15 protein-coding genes are annotated in these 16,275 nt (G+C 66.2%); 10 read left to right on the top strand and 5 right to left on the bottom strand.

Annotated elements, in window-relative coordinates; all coding sequences use genetic code 11:
- The first annotated feature begins 62 nt into the window (after positions 1–62).
- The 3 genes from E0504_RS02225 to ligD are packed head-to-tail and all read left to right on the top strand — an operon-like array spanning position 63 to position 3,993.
- Complete coding sequence (locus E0504_RS02225) at positions 63–956, top strand: Ku protein (RefSeq protein WP_131621458.1); 894 nt, start codon at positions 63–65, stop codon at positions 954–956.
- On the top strand, positions 956–1,426 hold the full coding sequence (locus tag E0504_RS02220) for an MgtC/SapB family protein (RefSeq protein WP_131621456.1): 471 nt from the start codon (positions 956–958) through the stop codon (positions 1,424–1,426). The genes E0504_RS02225 and E0504_RS02220 overlap by 1 nt, the downstream gene beginning before the upstream one ends.
- Positions 1,423–3,993 (top strand): DNA ligase D, encoded by a 2,571-nt coding sequence (gene ligD, locus E0504_RS02215; protein ID WP_131621454.1) that lies wholly within the window; start codon positions 1,423–1,425, stop codon positions 3,991–3,993. The genes E0504_RS02220 and ligD overlap by 4 nt, the downstream gene beginning before the upstream one ends.
- Position 3,994: 1 nt before the next feature.
- Here the strand turns inward: ligD and E0504_RS02210 are convergent, their stop codons facing one another.
- Complete coding sequence (locus E0504_RS02210; protein WP_131621452.1) at positions 3,995–4,786, bottom strand: SDR family oxidoreductase; 792 nt, start codon at positions 4,784–4,786, stop codon at positions 3,995–3,997.
- 23 nt (positions 4,787–4,809) lie between these two features.
- Complete coding sequence (locus tag E0504_RS02205; RefSeq protein WP_131621450.1) at positions 4,810–5,973, bottom strand: acyl-CoA dehydrogenase family protein; 1,164 nt, start codon at positions 5,971–5,973, stop codon at positions 4,810–4,812.
- Between the two features lie 112 nt (positions 5,974–6,085).
- Here E0504_RS02205 and E0504_RS02200 point away from each other — a divergent pair, with 112 nt between their 5' ends.
- The gene (locus E0504_RS02200; RefSeq protein ID WP_207912093.1) at positions 6,086–6,958 is read left to right on the top strand and encodes an alpha/beta fold hydrolase; all 873 of its coding nucleotides are present in this window, start codon (positions 6,086–6,088) and stop codon (positions 6,956–6,958) included.
- Here the strand turns inward: E0504_RS02200 and E0504_RS02195 are convergent, their stop codons facing one another.
- From E0504_RS02195 to E0504_RS02185, 3 genes are all read right to left on the bottom strand, one after another.
- On the bottom strand, positions 6,959–8,182 hold the full coding sequence (locus E0504_RS02195; protein WP_207912092.1) for a sodium:proton antiporter: 1,224 nt from the start codon (positions 8,180–8,182) through the stop codon (positions 6,959–6,961). It lies immediately after the preceding gene.
- Between the two features lie 192 nt (positions 8,183–8,374).
- On the bottom strand, positions 8,375–9,535 hold the full coding sequence (locus E0504_RS02190; RefSeq protein ID WP_131621446.1) for a CaiB/BaiF CoA-transferase family protein: 1,161 nt from the start codon (positions 9,533–9,535) through the stop codon (positions 8,375–8,377).
- Positions 9,535–10,308 carry a crotonase/enoyl-CoA hydratase family protein gene (locus E0504_RS02185; RefSeq protein WP_131621444.1) on the bottom strand — a complete coding sequence of 258 codons (774 nt, stop codon included), beginning with the start codon at positions 10,306–10,308 and terminating at the stop codon, positions 9,535–9,537. Before E0504_RS02185 ends, E0504_RS02190 begins: the two co-directional genes overlap by 1 nt.
- Positions 10,309–10,407: 99 nt before the next feature.
- Here E0504_RS02185 and E0504_RS02180 point away from each other — a divergent pair, with 99 nt between their 5' ends.
- The 6 genes from E0504_RS02180 to E0504_RS02155 all read left to right on the top strand — a co-directional run bounded on the left by E0504_RS02180 (position 10,408) and on the right by E0504_RS02155 (position 16,271).
- Complete coding sequence (locus E0504_RS02180; RefSeq protein WP_131621639.1) at positions 10,408–11,667, top strand: acetyl-CoA C-acetyltransferase; 1,260 nt, start codon at positions 10,408–10,410, stop codon at positions 11,665–11,667.
- A gap of 101 nt (positions 11,668–11,768) precedes the next feature.
- Positions 11,769–12,884, top strand: coding sequence for a 4-hydroxyphenylpyruvate dioxygenase (gene hppD, locus E0504_RS02175; RefSeq protein WP_131621442.1), 1,116 nt, complete (start codon positions 11,769–11,771; stop codon positions 12,882–12,884).
- On the top strand, positions 12,881–13,450 hold the full coding sequence (locus E0504_RS02170) for a VOC family protein (RefSeq protein WP_131621440.1): 570 nt from the start codon (positions 12,881–12,883) through the stop codon (positions 13,448–13,450). Before hppD ends, E0504_RS02170 begins: the two co-directional genes overlap by 4 nt.
- A gap of 35 nt (positions 13,451–13,485) precedes the next feature.
- Positions 13,486–14,604 carry a non-hydrolyzing UDP-N-acetylglucosamine 2-epimerase gene (wecB, locus tag E0504_RS02165; protein ID WP_131621438.1) on the top strand — a complete coding sequence of 373 codons (1,119 nt, stop codon included), beginning with the start codon at positions 13,486–13,488 and terminating at the stop codon, positions 14,602–14,604.
- A 69-nt stretch (positions 14,605–14,673) separates the two neighbouring features.
- Entirely contained in the window at positions 14,674–15,972 is a 1,299-nt protein-coding gene (wecC, locus tag E0504_RS02160) for a UDP-N-acetyl-D-mannosamine dehydrogenase (RefSeq protein ID WP_131621436.1), read from the top strand.
- Positions 15,973–16,061: 89 nt separating this feature from the next.
- Complete coding sequence (locus E0504_RS02155) at positions 16,062–16,271, top strand: hypothetical protein (protein WP_306769206.1); 210 nt, start codon at positions 16,062–16,064, stop codon at positions 16,269–16,271.
- The last annotated feature ends 4 nt before the right edge of the window (positions 16,272–16,275 follow it).

Here is a 16,275-nt window from a genome sequence, read left to right as displayed (position 1 = left end):
CGGCACCGATTGGAACCGAATCTGCCGATGAATCGCTGACCCTGCACAGCAAGGGGATAACCATGGCCGCACGCGCATATTGGACGGGTCAGATCAGGCTGGCGCTCGTCTCCATTCCCGTCGAAATCTATTCCGCCACCAAGAGCGGCGCGGCGATCCAGTTCCACCAGATCCACGAACCCAGCGGCAAGCGGATCAATTACGAAAAGGTCGTCCAAGGCATCGGTCCGGTCGACCGGGACGAGATCGTCAAGGGCTTCGAAGTCTCCAAGGGCAATTACGTCCTGCTGGAAGAGGATGAGATCGAGGCGGTCAAGATCGAGAGCAAGCGCACGCTGGAACTGGTGCAGTTCGTCGACACCAACGAGATCGACGTGTTCTATTTCGAAAAGCCGTATTACGTCGTGCCGCAGGACGAGCTGGCGGAAGAAGCCTTCGTGGTGCTGCGCGAAGCCTTGCGCGCCCGCAAGAAGACTGCGCTGGGCCAGCTGTCGATGCGCGGCCGCGAACAGCTCGTGTCCCTGAAACCTTGCGGCAAGGGGATCGTGCTCGAAACCCTGCGCTACGAGGACGAGGTCCGGAAAGCGCAGGATTATTTCAAGGACATTCCCGCCACCAAGCCGGCGAAGGAGATGCTGGAACTGGCGGGATCGCTGATCGACCAGAAAAGCGCGCCCTTCGATGCAAGCGAGTTCCATGACCGCTACGTCGACGCCCTGCGCGGGCTGATCGAGAAGAAGGCGAAGGCCAAGGGCAAGAAGATCCTGGAAGAAGTGGAAGAGCCCGCCTCCGCGCGCGGGTCCAACGTGATCGACCTGATGGCGGCGCTGAAGAATTCGGTCGGCGGCGGCGATAGCGGCAAGAACGCGGCCAAGCCCGCCGCCAAGGCCAAGACTCCGGCCAAGAAACCAGCAGCCAAGAAGGAGGCTGCACCAAAGGCGAGGAAACGCGCCTGATGGAACTCAACGATCCGATCCTGGTGCACTGGCTCGACACCGATGTGCTGATGCGCATCGGGATCGCTGCGCTTGTCGGGCTGCTGCTGGGGCTCGACCGAGAAGTGCATCGCCGCGCCGCGGGGCTGCGCACGCACGGGCTGATCTGCGTGTCGGCGGCGACGATGACAGTGTCGATGATCTCGCTCTACCACCAGATCGGCGGCGAGCGGGCCGATGTGCTGCGCATCTTCGAGGCGACCGGATCGTTCATCGGCATCATCGGCGCGGGGCTGATCGTGTTCAGCAAGGGCCGGGTGCAGAACCTGACCACGGCGGCGCATCTGGGGCTGACCGCGGTGATCGGAATCGCCTGCGGCGCCGGGCAGTGGCCGCTGGTGCTGATCGGGTCGCTCGTCTCGATCGTCATGCTGACGGTGCTGGGGGAACTCGCCAAACGCTTTTGGCCCGATCAGGAGGTCGTGGAATGACCAGCGCCCGTACGAAAGCCGCCGATCCGCTCAAGGAATACAACGCCAAGCGCGATTTCAAGAAGACTGCCGAACCCGCCGGCAAGCGGGCTGCCAGCGCGCGGCAGGAAGGCGGGCGGCTGGTGGTGCAGAAACACGATGCGACGCGGCTGCACTGGGACTTGCGGCTGGAAGCGGACGGTGTCCTCAAAAGCTGGGCGGTGACCAAGGGCCCGAGCCCCGATCCCGACATCAAGCGGCTCGCGGTGCAGACCGAGGACCACCCGATGTCCTACGGCGATTTCGAAGGGACCATCCCCAAGGGCGAATACGGCGGCGGCACGGTGATGCTGTGGGATCGCGGCACCTGGGAGCCGGTCGAGGGCAAGAGCTGGAAGGATCTGGAAAAAGGCCACCTGCACTTCCGCTGCGACGGGGAGCGGATGAAAGGCGAATGGCTGCTGATCCGCCTCAAGCGCCGGCCAAAGGAAAAGCGCGACAACTGGCTCCTGCGCAAGATCAACGACGAATACGCAGCCGAGGGCGATCCGTTGGTGGACCACGCCCTCACCAGCGTGCTGACCGGGCGCTCGATGGCGGAGATCGCCGCCGACGCCGACGGGGCGCATTCGCTGAAGGGCAAGCGTGGCGATACCTTTGCCAAGGAAATGGCCAAGGCCGCAAAGCACAACGCGGGCAAAGCCAAGCCGAAGCCGCGCGCGAAACAGAAGTCCGGCAAGCCGCCGGCGTTCCGGCAGCCGCAGCTTGCCACGCTGGTCGACAGCGTGCCGGCGGGCAACAAGTGGATGCACGAGATCAAGTTCGACGGCTATCGCGCGCTGATCGCGGCCGCCGGCGACAAGGTCCAGGTGTGGACCCGCGGGGGCAAGGACTGGAGCGACAAGTTTGGCCCCCTTGTGGAGGCGGTCGCCGCGCTCGACCTGCCGCCGTGCCTGGTCGACGGCGAGATCATCGCCTGCGACGCCAAGGGCAATCCCGACTTCTCCTCGCTCCAGGCGGTGCTGAAGCGCGGCCACGGCAGCCAGAAGCCGAGCGACAAGCTGTCGTTCCACGCGTTCGACCTGCTGGAGGCGAACGGCGAGGACCTGACGAAGCTCCCCAACATCGAACGCAAGGAGCGGCTGGAGGCGCTGCTCGCCGCTGCGCAGCCGCCGATCCACGTCGCCGATCACGTGCTCGGCGCGGGCGAGAAGCTGTTCCGGGCGATGTGCGACGCGGGCCAGGAAGGGATCATCTCCAAGGCGATCGACGCGCCATATCGCCACGCGCGCAGCAACAGCTGGGTCAAGGTCAAGTGCACCCGGCGGCAGGAGTTCGTCATCATCGGGTGGAAGAAGTCGACCGCCAAGGGGCGGCCGTTCTCCTCCATCCTGCTGGCGCAGCACGAGGACGGCGCGCTGGTCTACAAGGGCAATGTCGGCACCGGCTTCAACACCGATACCCTGCGCGATCTGGCGGCGCGGTTCGCCAAGCTGCAGACTGATGATCCGCCGGCCGAGGTCGACCGCGTATCCCGCCGGGGCGTGACCTGGGTGAAACCGGAACTGGTGGCCGAGATCGCCTTTGCCGAATTCACCGGTCCCACCAGCGAAAGCGGCGGCGGCCATATCCGCCACGGCAGCTTCCTGGGCTTGCGCGGCGACAAGGACGCAGCCGAGGTCGTGCCCGAAGTGCCGCAGGCGGCGCCCGAAGCTCCTCCGGCCAAGGAACTGGTCAAGATCTCCAACCGCGAGCGGGTGATCTTCCCCGAAAGCGGCCAGACCAAGGGCCAACTTGCAGATTACTACCAGGCGATCGCCCCGCTGATGCTGCCGTGGGCCGCGCAGCGCCCGATCAGCCTGGTGCGCTGCCCCCAGGGCCGCGGCAAGAAATGCTTCTTCCAGAAGCATGACAGCGGATCGTTCGGCGCGTCGGTCCACCACGTGCCGATCCGGGAGAAGGACGGGCACCACGAGGACTACCTTTACGTCGAGGATGTGGAGGGGCTGCTGACCTGCGTGCAGATGGGCACGATCGAATTCCACGGCTGGGGCGCCCGCACCGCGGACGTCGAGCTGCCCGATCGGATGGTGATCGACCTCGACCCCGACGAAGGGCTGGATTTCGAGGACGTAAAGCGCGCCGCGATCGATTTCCATGCGCGGCTGGAGGACCTGGGCCTGGTCAGTTACGCGATGCTGTCAGGCGGCAAGGGGGTCCACGTGGTGGTGCCCCTGACCCCGGGCCATTCGTGGGACCAGCACAAGGATTTCTCCAAGCGCTTTGCCGAGGCGATGAGCATGGCCGAACCCGACCGCTTCGTCGCCAACATGAGCAAGGCCAAGCGCGTGGGGAAGATCTTCATCGATTACCTCCGCAACCAGCGCGGCAGTACCGCGGTGCTGCCCTACTCCGCGCGCGCCCGCCCCGGCGCCCCGGTGGCGGTGCCGGTGTCGTGGGACGAGCTGGAAGGTTTCCCCTCCGCGCACGATTTCAGCATCCTCGACGCCGACAAGCTGCTCGAGCGGGCCAAGAGCAAGGCGCTCGCCGGCTGGGGCTTTGCCGAACAATCGTTGCCGGATTTCTAGCTCAACCGAGGCCGCGCGCCAGGTCCATGCGGCCCGCATCGCCGACCGAGCTGCCGCCGTCGACGTCCAGGATCGCGCCGGTGATGTAGCTGGCGGCGGGTGAGCACAGGAACGCCGCCGCGTCGGCGATCTCGCCGATCTCGCCCCAGCGCTTCATCGGGATGCGGCTCTCGCTCGCTTCCTTCATGCCGGGATTGGGCGAGAGGCGCTCCATCCCCTCGGTCCCGGCGATCGGGCCGGGCGAGATGCCGTTGACCCGCACGTCCGGCCCCCACTCGATCGCCAGCGTGCGGACCACCTGGTTGACGCCCGCCTTGGCCGCGCAGGCATGAATCTGCAGCGCCATCGCCTGATCGGCCTGGCCCGCGGTGATCGCGATCAGCGAGGCACCGGGTTTGTTGAGGAGATCGTGGCACGCGCGCAGCGTGTTGAAAGTGCCGAGCAGGTCGATATCGACCACCGTCTTGAACGCATTGGCCGACATGCCGAGCGCGGGCGCGAGGAAATTGCCCGCCGCGCCCGCGATCACGATGTCGAGGAGGCCGAAATCGCCCGCGGTCTGTTCCAGCGCCGCGCGGATCGCGCCGTAATCGCGCACGTCGGCTGACAGGCCAAGCGCGTCCCCGCCGATCTCGCCCGCGGCGCGCGCCGCCTTTTCCGCGTCGCGCCCGCACACCGCCACCCTCGCGCCCAGCTCCGCCAGCCGCATGGCGATGCCAAGGTTGATCCCGCTGGTCCCCCCGGCGACGAACGCCACCTTGCCGGCCAGCAACCCGTCGCGAAAAGTCGTCATCGGTTATCTCCCCTGGCGCGGCGTCACATGCTGCGCGCGATCAGCATCTTCATGATCTCGTTCGATCCGCCGTAGATGCGGCTGATCCGGCTGTCGCGGAACATGCGCGCGATCGGGTATTCGTTGATGTACCCCCAGCCGCCGTAGAACTGCAGGCACTTGTCGACCACCTCGCCCTGCAACTCGGTCAGCCAGTACTTGGCGATCGATGCGGTCGTGACGTCGAGCTCGCCCTTCAGCACCTTGTCGGTGCAGTCGTTGATGAACACCTTGGCGGCGGTCGCCCGCGCCTTGAGGTCGGCGAGCACGAACTGGGTGTTCTGGAAGTCCCAGATCGTCTGGCCGAATGCCTTGCGCTGCTTGACGTATTCGACCGTGGCGTCGAGCGCCTTTTCGATGGTGATCATCGAGCCGATGGCGATCGACAGGCGTTCCTGCGGCAGTTCGCCCATCAGCTGATAGAACCCGCGCCCTTCCACTCCGCCGAGCACGTTCTCGGCCGGAATGAACACGTCATCGAAGAACAGCTCGCTGGTGTCGGCCGCGTCTTGGCCGATCTTGTCCAGCTTCTTGCCGCGGCGGAACCCGTCGGCGCCGTCGGTTTCCAGGCACATCAGGCTGATGCCCTTGGCGCCCTGCGTCGGATCGGTCTTGGCGACCACGATGATGAAGTTGGCGAGCTGGCCGCTGGAAATGAACGTCTTCGCGCCGTTGAGGCGGTAGCCGTTGCCCTCCTTCGTCGCGGTGGTGGTGATGCTCTGCAGGTCCGACCCCGCGCCGGGCTCGGTCATGGCGATGGCGCTGATCAGTTCACCGGTGACCAGCTTGGGCAGCCACTTCTTCTTCTGCTCTTCCGTGCCGTGACGCACCACGTAAGGCAGGATGATCACGTTGTGGAGCGACGAGGCGAACCCGTCGACGCCCTTTTCCGCCTGCTGTTCAAGCAGCACCAGATCGTGGCGGAAATCCCCGCCGTGGCCGCCGTATTCCTCCGGCACGGTCATGCCCAGCAGGCCAGCCTGGCCCGCCTCTTCCCAGAACGCCCGCTCGACCATCCCGTCCTCGCGCCATTTCTCGACCCGCTGTTCGGGCGCGTGCTGGTCGAAGAACTTGCCCACGGCATCGCGGAACACCGCGATTTCCTCATCCTGCATGAACTGGGGATCGGGAACGTCGATGACGGGCATGGCTGGTCCTCTCGGGTTTTCTATGGTTGGACGAAACCGTATCAGGCGGGTAGCAATCCGCAACGCATTTTGACGCTTACGTTAAGGGCAACGCATGACCGTATCGGGGCCAGTGGCCAGCGGGCCGACCAGCCAGAGTTATATCTCGCAGCGGACCAAGCTGCATTACGCGGACTGGGGCAACCCGGACGCGCCGCCGCTGATCCTGCTGCATGGCGGGCGCGACCACTGCCGCAACTGGGACTGGACGGCCGAGGCGCTGCGCGGCGACTGGCACGTCATCTGTCCCGATCTGCGCGGCCACGGCGACAGCGAATGGAACAACAACGGCCTCTATTCGACGATGGGCTATGTCTATGACCTGGCGCAGCTGATCCACCAGCTGGGCCTCGCGCCCGTAACGATCGTCGCGCATTCGCTGGGGGGCAACATCTCCACCCGCTACACCGGCCTCTACCCCGACAACGTGAGGCGGCTGGTGACCATCGAGGGGCTGGGCCCCAGCCCCAAGATGGTCGAGCAGCGCCGCGCCCGCCCGTATGGCGAACAGTGGACCAAGTGGATCGACAAGAAGCGCGAGGCGAGCGCGCGGTCGGTGCGCAAGTACGCCACGTTCGAAGATTGCCTGCAACGGATGCGGGAGGCGAACAGCTACCTGTCGGACAGCCAGGCCCACCACCTCACGCTGCACGCGGTGATGCGCAACGAGGACGGGACTTTCAGCTGGAAGTTCGATCCGCACCTCCACGCCTGGCCGCCGGATGACGTTCCGACCAAGGGCCAGCAGGCGCTGTGGGGCGCGATCACCTGCCCGACGCTGATGATCTACGGCGCGGATTCGTGGGCTTCGAACCCGGAAGCCGACGGGCGGCTGCAGCACTTCGGACCGAACGTGCGGGTCAGCGAATACGAACGCGCGGGCCACTGGGTGCACCACGACCGGTTCGATGACTTCATCGCCGAGGTGCGGGAATTCATCGCCTGATCAGTCGGTCGGCAGCGAAGTCTTGATCCCGCGGTTCTTGTAGTAGTTCCCCAGCCTGCGCAGCGACGGCGTCACCAGCACGCCGTGCATCAGGATGGACACGGCGATGATGAGGCCAAGCGTGCCCCACAAGCTGTATTCGTAATCGAACGAACCGTGGTTGAGGCCATAGCTGAGGTAGTAAACCGACCCCAGCCCGCGGATGCCGAAGAAGGCGATGATCGCCAGTTCCAGCTTTGGGCGCTTCACCCCGATCAGGCTGATCGCGCCGGCGAGGGGGCGGATCACCAGCAGCATGATCGCGGCGAACAGCGCCTCCTCCCAGCCGATATCGGCGAGTAGCCCGGCCGCGATCATGCCGCCGAACAGCAGCAGCAGCAGCAGCATCATCAGCCGTTCGGATTCGTCGGCGAAATCGTGCAGCTTGCGGTTGAAGTCCTGGTCGCTGGCGGCGCGGCGGATCGCCAGCCCGGCGACGAACACCGCGAGAAAGCCGTAGCCATGCGCGAACTCGGTGGCGGCATAGATGAACAGCGTCGCGCCGAGCGCGATGAACCCGTCTCCGGTGCGCGAGAGGCGGGTATCCGCCGGCAGGCGATAGATGATGTACCCGATCAGCCAGCCCAGCCCGGTCCCGACGATCAGGCCGACGACCAGCTTCTGCACCACGTCCACCAGCACCCAGTGGCTCATCACGTCAAGCGTGAGGCTGCCGGCCGCGGCGACGGCGATGGCCAGGTGGATGAACGGGAACGCCAGGGCATCGTTCAGTCCCGCCTCGCTGGTCAGCGCGAACTTGGATTCGGCTTGCCCCTCGTCCTCGTCGTGTTCGATCTGCACGTCGCCCGCGAGCACCGGATCGGTCGGGGCGAGCGAGCCTGCCATCAGCAGCGCCGTCGCCAGGCCCAGCCCCAGCAGATGATGGCCCAGCAGCATCACCATCGCGATCGTCAGCGGCATGGCGATGCCCAGCAGGCGCCAGGTCACGTTCCACCGTTTCCAGCTGATCACGCGCTGTATCTTCAGCCCGCCGCCCATCAGCGATACGATCACGATCAGTTCGGTCGCCCGCTCGACCAGCACCGGCGTGTTGTCCGGGTGCGGCGCCCAGCTGGAAAACGGGGGAAGCGAAAAGATCGCGAAGCCGATGCCGACACACATGATCGGCAGCGACAACGGCAGCCGCTTGAGGATCAGCGGCACCCAGGCGACGAACAGGATCATCGCGCCCACCGCGAACATGATCGGCAGGTAATATCCCGCCAGGCGCGGCGCCTGCGCGGCGATGGTCGCAGCTTCGGACAAGAGCGGGATCACGGCGTCTCCGGGGGAAATGTCGCCCCCCGCCAGCGCCGGGGATGCACACAAACGAACCGGAGGCGATAACGTGCCGCGGTCAGCTCGCGACCTCCATTCTCAGGCGACGGTCCCCGCCGCGCGCAAGGTGCCGATCTCGTCGGCGCCGATGCCCAGCGCGCTCAGGATGTCGTCCGTCTGGTCCCCCGGCATCGGCGCGGGCTGCGGCGTGGCAGTTGCGGACCCGGAATAGCGCGGCGCCGGAGCGGGCTGCACATGGCCGCCCACTTCGACGAATGTCTGGCGCGCCTGATTGTGCGGGTGCGCGGCGGCTTCGCTCATGGTGAGCACCGGGGCGTAGCAGACGTCGGAATGTTCCATCAGCGCGTCCCATTCGGCGCGGGTCCTGGTCTTGAACAGCGCGGTGAGCTTGTCCTTAAGCGCGCCCCACTGCGAGCGGTCGTGCTGGGCGTCGAAGTCGGCGTCCTCCGCCAGACCGGCGCGAGCGCGTAGCTCGGCGTAGAACTGCGGCTCAATGCTGCCGATGGAGACGAACTTGCCATCCGCGGTCTCGTAGGTGTCGTAGAAATGCGCGCCGGTGTCGAGCATGTTGACGCCCAGATCCTCAGACCAGACGCCCATGTTCTTCATGCCGTGCAGCATGCTCATCAGCACCGCGGTGCCGTCGGTCATCGCGGCGTCGATCACCTGGCCTTCGCCGCCCTTTGCAACGTGCAGCAGCGCGGAGACCATGCCGAACGCCAGCATCATCCCGCCGCCGCCGAAATCGCCCACCAGGTTGATCGGCGGGGTCGGCTTGCCCCCCGCGCGCCCGAAGTGCGCCAGCGCCCCGGCGAGCGCGATGTAGTTGATGTCGTGCCCGGCATAGGGGGCATACGGCCCCGTCTGCCCCCAGCCGGTCATCCGGCCGTAAACGAGCTTGGGATTGTCGGCGAGCAGCTCCTCAGGACCCAGCCCCAGCCGCTCCATCACGCCGGGCCGGAAGCCTTCGATGATCCCGTCGGCGCTCGCCGCGATCTTCCGCGCCAGCGCCACGCCTTGCGCGCTCTTGAGGTCGATCGCGATCGACTTGCGGCCGCGCGCCAGCACGTCAGCCGACGTGACCGGCTGCGATCCGCCGCGTGAGCCGCTGGCGCGATCGATGCGGATCACCTCGGCACCGTGATCGGCCAGCATCATGCCGCAGAACGGCCCCGGCCCGATGCCGGCGAACTCGACGATGCGGATGCCGTCCAGCGGTCCCTTGCCGGCCTGGGGCATTACTTGCCTTTCCAGTTGGGGCTGCGCTTTTCCGCGAACGCCAGGCTGCCTTCGCGCGCGTCCTCGCTCATGAACACCTGCGGCATCAGCTCGCCCTGCTTGTCCCAGCGCTCCTCCATCGACCAGCCGGGCGATTCGTTGATCACCTGCTTCGATACGCGGACGGCGACCGGGCCGTTGGCGGTGACGGTCTTGGCCAGCTCCAGCGCCGCATCCAGCGCGGGACCGTCGGTCACCCGGTTGATGAGGCCAAGGTCGTAGGCGCGCTGCGCGTCGATGAAGTCGCCGGTCAGCGCCAGCTCCATCGCGATCTTGGGCGGGATCATCGTCGGCAGCTTGACCAGCCCGCCCGCCGCGGCGGCAAGCCCGCGCTTGGCTTCGGGAATGCCGAACTTGGACTTTGAGTTGGCGACGATCAGGTCGCAGCTGATCATCAGTTCCATGCCGCCGGCCAGCGCATAGCCTTCGACCGCCGCGATCAGCGGTTTGACCGGACCTTTCTCGGTGATCCCGCCGAACCCGCGCCCTTCGACGAACGGCCGTTCGCCGCGCAGGAAGCCTTTGAGGTCCATCCCCGAACAGAACGTGCCGCCCGTGCCGGTCAGGATCGCCACCCGCAAGTTATCGTCGGCATCGAGCCGGTCCATCGCCGCCGCGATCGCTTCGGCCGCGGCCTTGTTCATCGCGTTCTTGGCTTCGGGGCGGTTGATGGTGACGATCAGCACGCCATCGCGCACCTCGGTCAGAACTTCGCCCTGCGTTTCCTCGGCCATGGCCACTCTCCCATTTCGCTTTGCAACTTGTCTTGTGCGGGTTGTCGGCAAGGTTTACGCTTGCGTCAACCTGATTCCAGAAGCGAGAGGATTACCAGCATGGGCGAGGCATATATCATCGACGCGGTGCGCACCCCGCGGGGCGTGGGCAAGCCGGGCAAGGGTGCGCTGAGCCACCTGCATCCGCAGCATCTGGCCGCCACGGTCCTCAAGGCGATCAAAGAGCGCAACCATCTCGACACCGCGACGGTCGACGACATCGTCTGGTCCACCAGCAGCCAGAACGGCAAGCAGGGCGGCGACCTCGGCCGCATGGCGGCGTTGTCCGCCGGCTATGACGTCAAGGCCAGCGGCACCACGCTGGACCGGTTCTGCGGCGGCGGCATCAGCTCGGTGAACTTCGCGGCGGCTTCGGTCATGTCGGGCATGGAAGACTGCGTCATCGCCGGCGGGACCGAGATGATGAGCTACACCTCCGCCTACGCGGCCGAGCAGGCCAATGCCGGGCTGCCGCCACGGGGCATGGGGTCGGGGCACAAGGCGCTCGACGAGCTTCACCCCCAGTCGCACCAGGGCGTCTGCGGCGATGCGATCGCCACGATCGAGGGGATCGACCGCGAGAGCCTCGACGCGCTCGCCCTCGAAAGCCAGCGGCGCGCTGACCGCGCGATCAAGGAAGGCCGGTTCGACAAGTCACTGGTGCCGGTGCACAACCCCGATGGCTCGGTGGCGCTCGACCGCGAGGAGTTCCCCCGCCCTGAAACGACCGCCGAAGGTCTTGCGGCGCTGAACCCCAGCTTCGCCAAGATCGCCGATTTCGAAATCGGCGGGACGACCTTCCGCAAGCAGATCAACCGGCGCTACCCCGACGTCGAGATCCAGCACTTCCATCACGCCGGCAACAGTTCGGGCGTGGTCGATGGGGCCGCGGCGCTGCTGATCGCTTCGCCTGAATATGCCCAGAAGAACGGCCTCAAGCCGCGCGCGCGGATCGTGGCCTATGCCAACCAGGGCGACGACCCGACGCTGATGCTCAACGCGCCCGTTCCGGCGGCGAAGAAGGTGCTGGAAAAGGCCGGCCTGACCAAGGACGACATCGACGTGTGGGAGATCAACGAGGCGTTCGCGGTGGTGGCTGAAAAGTTCATCCGCGACCTCGATCTGCCGCGCGAGAAGGTAAACCCCAACGGCGGCGCGATGGCGCTCGGCCACCCGATCGGGGCGACCGGTTCGATCCTGGTCGGCACCGCGCTCGACGAGCTGGAGCGGACCGGCGGCCGCTATGGCCTCATCACGATGTGTGCGGCGGGCGGCATGGCCCCGGCGCTGATCATCGAGCGGATCGACGCCGAAGCCTGATCCAACCCGATCCCTTGGAACGACCTTGCAGCGGCGGGCTTTGACGGAAAGCCCGCCGTTTGCTATTTGGTTGCACAAGAAACTACTCCGGGAGCACTGCCATGGCCGACCTGTTCGACAATCCCATTGGCCTCGACGGGTTCGAGTTCGTCGAATTCTGCGCGCCCGAGAAGGGCATGCTGGAACCGGTGTTCCAGAGCATGGGCTTCAGCCACGTCGCCAACCACCGTTCCAAGGACGTGCAACTGTGGCGTCAGGGCGGCATCAACCTGATCGCCAACTACGAACCGCGCAGCGCCGCCTGGTACTTCGCCCGCGAGCACGGCCCCAGCGCGTGCGGCATGGGCTTCCGCGTGCTCGACGCGCGCCAGGCATATGCACGGCTGCTCGAAAAGGGCGCGGAGCCGGTGCAGGTGGAAACCGGGCCGATGGAACTGCACATTCCCGCAATCCGCGGCATCGGCGGTGCGATCGTCTACCTGATCGATCGCTACGAAGGAAAGACCGGTGAGGATGACCTCACCATCTACGATATCGACTTCGAATACCTGCCCGGTGTGGAGCGCCGCCCCGCAGGCGCCGGTTTCAGCCACATCGATCACCTGACGCACAATGTCTATGGCGGGCGGATGAAGTTCTGGGCGGATTACTACGAGACGCTGTTCAATTTCCGCGAGATCCGCTTCTTCGACATCAAGGGCGAATATACCGGCCTCACCTCCAAGGCGCTGACCGCTCCCGACGGCAAGATCCGCATTCCGCTCAACGAGGAAGGCGAAGGCGGCAAAGGCCAGATCGAGGAATTCCTGCGCGAATTCAACGGCGAGGGCATCCAGCACATTGCGCTGATCTGCGACGATCTGGTGACCGCGTGGGACAAGCTCAAGCAGTACGGCGTCCCCTTCATGACCGCCCCGCCCGAAACATATTACCGGATGCTCGACGAGCGGCTGCCGAACCACGGCGAGCCTGCCGAGGAACTCAAGACCCGCGGCATCCTGCTCGACGGCACGACCGAAGGCGGATCGCCCCGCCTGCTGCTGCAGATCTTCGCCCAGGCGCAGGTCGGGCCGGTGTTCTTCGAATTCATCCAGCGCAAGGGTGACGAAGGCTTCGGCGAAGGCAACTTCAAGGCGCTGTTCGAAAGCATGGAGCGCGACCAGATCGAACGCGGCGCGCTGAAGGTGGACCAGCCGGTCGGGGAGCCGGCGGAATGAACGCGCAGGCACCCAGGCTCGGCGGCATCCATCACGCGGCCTATCGCTGCAAGGACGCCAAGGAGACCGTCGAATGGTACTCCCGCGTGCTCGGCATGGAATACACCACCGCCTTTGCCGAGGATCACGTCCCGTCGACCGGCGAGTACGATCCGTACATGCACGTGTTTCTCGATGCGGGTAACGGCAACGTCCTGGCGTTCTTCGAACTGCCCAACCAGACCGACATGGGCCGCGACGAGAATACCCCGGCGTGGGTCCAACACCTGGCCTTCAAGGTCGCCAGCGAGGACGAGTTGCTAGCCGCCAAGGCGCATGTCGAGGCGCAGGGGATCGACGTGCTCGGCCCCACTCATCACGGAATTTTCAAGTCGATCTACTTCTTCGATCCGAACGGCCACCGGGTCGAGCTGGCGACCGACATCGGCACCGATGAGCAGTATGCCGAGCTGAAACGGGTCGCGCCGATGATGCTGGAGGAATGGAGCCAGACCAAGAAAGCGCCCCGCCACGCCGACTGGCTGCACAAACTCGCCCGCCAGGAACACGCCGCCAAGCAGGGTTAACGGCTTCGTAGCTGGCCGGTGCTAGCGGGAGCGCCATGAACCCGCGCAAGGTCCTCACCGTCTTCGGCACCCGCCCCGAAGCGATCAAGCTGTTCCCGCTGATCCATGCCCTGGGTGACGACCCGCGCTTCGACAGCCGGGTGTGCGTGTCGGGCCAGCATCGCGGGATGCTCGACCAGGTGCTGGAGATCGCCGCGATCGTGCCCGATCACGATCTCGACCTGATGCAGCCGGACCAGACGCTCGACGCGCTCACCGCGAACCTGCTCACCGGCATCGGCCGGGTGCTGGACGCCGAAGCGCCTGACTGGGTCGTGGTGCAGGGAGACACGGCCACGGCCATGGCCGGCGCGCTTGCCGCCTATTACCGCAAGATCCCCGTCGCGCATGTCGAGGCGGGCCTGCGCAGCGGCAACATCCACCATCCCTGGCCCGAGGAAGTGAACCGCAAGATCGTCGGCGCGTTCGCCGCGCTGCACTTTGCCCCGACCGCAACGGCCGCCGAGGCGCTGCGGCGCGAGAACGTGGCGCCCGGCACGATCCACGTCACCGGCAACACGGTGATCGACGCGCTGCACTGGATCACCGCCCGGATCAAGCGGGAGCCCGGCCTTGCCGGGGGTCTCGCCGAGCTGGAAGCGCGGTTCGCCGGCAAGCGGATCATCGGCGTGACCAGCCACCGCCGCGAGAACTTCGGCTGCGGGATGGAAGCGATCGCCGAAGCCGTCACCCGCCTCGCTGCGCGACCCGATGTGGCGGTGATCTTCCCGGTCCACCTCAACCCCAATGTCCGGCGCGTGATGAACGCGGACCTGGGCGGGCTCGACAACGTGGCGCTGATCGACCCGCTCGACTACCCGCACTTCGCTCGCCTGCTCGGCATCTCCACCCTGATGCTGACCGATAGCGGGGGTGTGCAGGAAGAAGCGCCCGCGCTCGGCAAGCCGGTGCTGGTCATGCGCGAGACTACCGAGCGTCCCGAGGGCGTGGCTGCCGGGACGGCCCGCCTGGTCGGCACCGACGCCGACCGGATCGTCGCGGAGGCCGAGCGGCTGCTCGACGAACCTGCCGCCTACGAAGCGATGGCTCGCGCGCACAATCCGTTCGGCGACGGCAAGGCGACCGGGCGGATCGTGGAACTGCTCGCCACCTGAGCGGCATCGTTACCGCATTTTTTACTCCCCCGCGCCTAGGGCTCGGCCAAAGCAATTTGCGGGAACATCATGCGCGGGACAAGCAAACCGGAAGTCTGTGTCATCGGCCTTGGCTATATCGGCCTGCCGACGGCGGCGATCATCGCCCGCGCGAACTGCCGGGTCACCGGGATCGACGTGAATGCGCAGGTGGTCGACACGATCAATCGGGGCGAGATTCACATCGAGGAAATCGACCTCGACGGGCTGGTCCAGGGCGTGGTGCAGCGCGGCATGCTGCGCGCCGCGACCGAGATCGTGCCCGCCGACGTGTTCGTGATCGCGGTGCCGACGCCGTTCGAGAAGGACGGCAACCACACCCCCGACGTCAGCCATGTGCTCGCCGCCGCGACCAGCCTCGCCGCGGTGCTGAAAAAGGGTGACTGCATCATCCTCGAATCGACCTCGCCGGTCGGCACTACCGAGAAACTGCGCGACCGGCTGGCGGGACTGCGCCCGGACCTGAAGATGCCGGGGCTGACCCGGGACACGCCCGATATCTCGATCGCCTATTGCCCCGAGCGGGTTCTGCCCGGCCGCATCCTGGAGGAACTGACTCACAACGATCGTTCGATCGGTGGGATCACCCCGCGCTGCGCGCGCAAGGCGCTGGCGTTCTACAAGCTGTTCGTGCGCGGCACCTGCGTCACCACCGATGCTCGTTCAGCCGAGATGACCAAGCTGGTCGAGAACGCCTATCGCGACGTCAACATCGCGTTCGCCAACGAACTGTCGATGATCGCCGACCGCATGGGCCTCGACGTATGGGAGGTGATCCGCCTCGCCAACCGGCACCCGCGGGTCAACATCCTCCAGCCCGGCCCGGGCGTCGGCGGCCACTGCATCGCGGTGGACCCGTGGTTCATCGTCAGCTCCGCCCCCGAAGAAGCCAGGGTCATCCGCACCGCGCGCGAGGTCAACGACGCCAAGATGCACCACGTGCTCGCCCGCGCGACCGCGCTCGTCGAAGCGCACCCGCACGTGCCCGTCGCGTGCCTCGGCCTCGCTTTCAAGGCGAACATCGACGACTTCCGCGAAAGCCCCGCCCGCTTTGTCGCCGCCAGCCTGGCGCGCAAGTTCGGCAGCCGGATGCGCGTGGTCGAGCCGTATGCCAGCGAACTGCCGCCGGAGTTCGCCGATACCGGCGCGACGCTGGTCGACATCGACACTGCGTTGGAGACCTGCGGCGTGCTGATCGTGCTGGTCGATCATGACGTGTTTCGCGTGGTGCCGCTGGAGGAACGCAGCCGCGCGGCGGTCTACGATACGCGCGGCATCTGGCCCGACGCCGGCGAACCCGCCCGGCCGGACCTGCGACTGGCGGGCTGAGAGGCGTTCCGAACCCTTTGTTGCTTCGCCGCGAAGGGCGCACTACCCCGTTCGAATTGCTCCGGAATGGACGGGAACAGCCTTTGCGAGTGGTTATCTTCGGCCTCGACTACGTGGGCTGCACGGCCGCTGGCTGCATCGCGAGCCAGGGCCATCACGTCATCGGGATCGACGTGTCGCAGGCGAAGGTGGATGCGATCAACGCGGGCCGGTCTCCGGTTCATGAGCCGGGCCTCGATGCGCTGATCGAGACGGCGCGGGCTAGATGCCTGCGCCGCGCTCGCCGCTGCGGTGACTGACGCC

The organism is Parafrankia sp. BMG5.11 (assembly GCF_004337455.1).
Note: the sequence above shows the minus strand (reverse complement) of the source record. Positions and strands in the feature narration are given on the sequence as shown.

Bases quoted from the DNA above. Each gene is read 5' to 3' on its own strand.
- E0504_RS02220 (WP_131621456.1), top strand. From the start codon at position 956: ATGGAACTCAACGATCCGATCCTGGTGCACTGGCTCGACACCGATGTG.
- E0504_RS02185 (WP_131621444.1), bottom strand. From the start codon at position 10,308: ATGGCCGAGGAAACGCAGGGCGAAGTTCTGACCGAGGTGCGCGATGGC.
- E0504_RS02205 (WP_131621450.1), bottom strand. From the start codon at position 5,973: ATGCCCGTCATCGACGTTCCCGATCCCCAGTTCATGCAGGATGAGGAA.
- E0504_RS02180 (WP_131621639.1), top strand. From the start codon at position 10,408: ATGGGCGAGGCATATATCATCGACGCGGTGCGCACCCCGCGGGGCGTG.
- wecC (WP_131621436.1), top strand. From the start codon at position 14,674: ATGCGCGGGACAAGCAAACCGGAAGTCTGTGTCATCGGCCTTGGCTAT.
- E0504_RS02170 (WP_131621440.1), top strand. From the start codon at position 12,881: ATGAACGCGCAGGCACCCAGGCTCGGCGGCATCCATCACGCGGCCTAT.
- E0504_RS02210 (WP_131621452.1), bottom strand. From the start codon at position 4,786: ATGACGACTTTTCGCGACGGGTTGCTGGCCGGCAAGGTGGCGTTCGTC.
- ligD (WP_131621454.1), top strand. From the start codon at position 1,423: ATGACCAGCGCCCGTACGAAAGCCGCCGATCCGCTCAAGGAATACAAC.
- E0504_RS02190 (WP_131621446.1), bottom strand. From the start codon at position 9,535: ATGCCCCAGGCCGGCAAGGGACCGCTGGACGGCATCCGCATCGTCGAG.
- E0504_RS02195 (WP_207912092.1), bottom strand. From the start codon at position 8,182: ATGATCCTGTTCGTCGCCTGGGTGCCGCTGATCCTCAAGCGGCTGCCG.
- wecB (WP_131621438.1), top strand. From the start codon at position 13,486: ATGAACCCGCGCAAGGTCCTCACCGTCTTCGGCACCCGCCCCGAAGCG.
- hppD (WP_131621442.1), top strand. From the start codon at position 11,769: ATGGCCGACCTGTTCGACAATCCCATTGGCCTCGACGGGTTCGAGTTC.
- E0504_RS02225 (WP_131621458.1), top strand. From the start codon at position 63: ATGGCCGCACGCGCATATTGGACGGGTCAGATCAGGCTGGCGCTCGTC.